This is a genomic window from Marinobacter sp. bablab_jr003, from assembly GCF_016464245.1.
Taxonomy (GTDB): Bacteria; Pseudomonadota; Gammaproteobacteria; order Pseudomonadales; family Oleiphilaceae; genus Marinobacter; species Marinobacter vinifirmus.
The window spans coordinates 1-1,587 of record NZ_JADARC010000066.1 but is presented as its reverse complement, the minus strand read 5'-3'; the positions used below and the strand labels follow the sequence as shown (position 1 = coordinate 1,587).

Annotated in this window: 1 protein-coding gene; it reads left to right on the top strand. The window is 57.3% G+C overall.

What is annotated here, in order from left to right:
• The first annotated feature begins 70 nt into the window (after nt 1-70).
• The gene (locus H3Z84_RS06905) at nt 71-1,396 is read left to right on the top strand and encodes an IS1182 family transposase (RefSeq protein ID WP_053113971.1); all 1,326 of its coding nucleotides are present in this window, start codon (nt 71-73) and stop codon (nt 1,394-1,396) included.
• The last annotated feature ends 191 nt before the right edge of the window (nt 1,397-1,587 follow it).

Here is a 1,587-nt window from a genome sequence, read left to right as displayed (position 1 = left end):
CTAGGAGTCTGCGCGGCAGGAGCCACCTTCTGGCATAATACGTAAAAATTCTTCAGCACCGGAGAATCCGATGGGAACCACCTTCCGCCCCTATTCACCTGATCAGGAACTGCTTCTTCCCCCGAGCCTGAACGAGTGGCTGCCCGAAGGGCATCTGGCCTATTTCATCAGTGACGTGGTCGAGGAACTGGATCTGAGTGCCTTCTACGCCCGGTATGAAGGGAGCGGTCGGCGCAACTCGCCTTTCGATCCGCGGATGATGTTGAAGGTGTTGATCTATGCGTACGCGACCGGCGTGTTTTCATCACGAAAGATCGCCCGGAAGTTGGAAGAAGATGTCGCCCTTCGGGTCCTGGCGGCTGGCAATTTCCCCAGACACCGCACTATCTGCGATTTTCGCAAGCAACACCTGGCTGCGTTCAAGGCCGTATTTATTCAGGTGGTCCGGATCGCCCAGGAAGCGGAATTGGTTACTCTCGGTACGCTGGCGATTGATGGCACCAAGGTCCGGGCCAACGCCAGTAAGCACAAGGCCATGAGCTATGACCGCATGCGGGAGGAAGAAGCCCGTCTGTCAAAAGAGGTTGATGAGCTTTGTGGCCAGGCTCGCCGTGTGGATGAATCGGAAGACCAACAGTTTGGCCCGGATCAGCGGGGCGACGAGTTACCCGAAGAGCTTCAGCACCGTCAGGGGCGGCTGGACAAGATCCGGGCAGCGAAGGAGAAACTGGAAGCGGATCAAAAAACGCAAGATGAGGCCAAAGGCCGGCATCCAGACGATGATCGCCGCTCACCCAAGGGTGGCCGGAACTTCAAGAGAGATTATGGAGTTCCGGAGGACAAGGCTCAGAGTAACTTTACCGACCCCCAAAGCCGGATCATGAAAACGAATGATGGGTTCCAGCAATGCTATAACGGCCAACTGGCCGTGGATGGCGAGTTCCAGATCATCGTGGGCAACCGCCAGGGTAACAACCCCAGTGATAACGGCTGTCTGGTGCCGCTGCTGGGCGAGGTAAAAGAAACTCTGGGAAGTTACCCGGGCCAATGTCTGGCTGATGCGGGTTATCGCAAAGAGGAAGACTTGCAGGCATTGGAGACAAAAGGCATAGATGGCTACGTCTCGCTGCGCCGGGAAGGCAAAAAAACCGGAGATATAAACGCGAGCCGGTACCCGGCGACGGCCCGCATGGAGGAGAAGCTTACCACGGCGGAGGGGCGAGCAGTCTACGCTCAGCGCAAGCACATGGTTGAGGCGGTGAATGGCTGGATCAAGAATGTCCTGGGCTTCCGGCAGTTCGGCTTGCGGGGCCTTCAGGCGGTGCAGGGTGAATGGGATCTTGTCTGTCTGTCGCTCAATCTCAGGCGCATGAGTTCACTGATGAGGCTGGCATAAGTCGCTGAGGCAGCCTTTGGCTCACGGTAGGTACAGCTGGGGCCCTGCGATGCCCCTTTTAACCGGTTAACTGGCTGGATCGAAAGCGATGATGGAGCCGATCCGATATCGCGAACACTCCTTCCGGCCAGACAATGATCCGGTCTGGCGGAAACGAGGGCTCAAAACGTTTCTGCCGCGCAGACTCCTAG

Bases quoted from the DNA above. Each gene is read 5' to 3' on its own strand.
- H3Z84_RS06905 (WP_053113971.1), top strand. From the start codon at position 71: ATGGGAACCACCTTCCGCCCCTATTCACCTGATCAGGAACTGCTTCTT.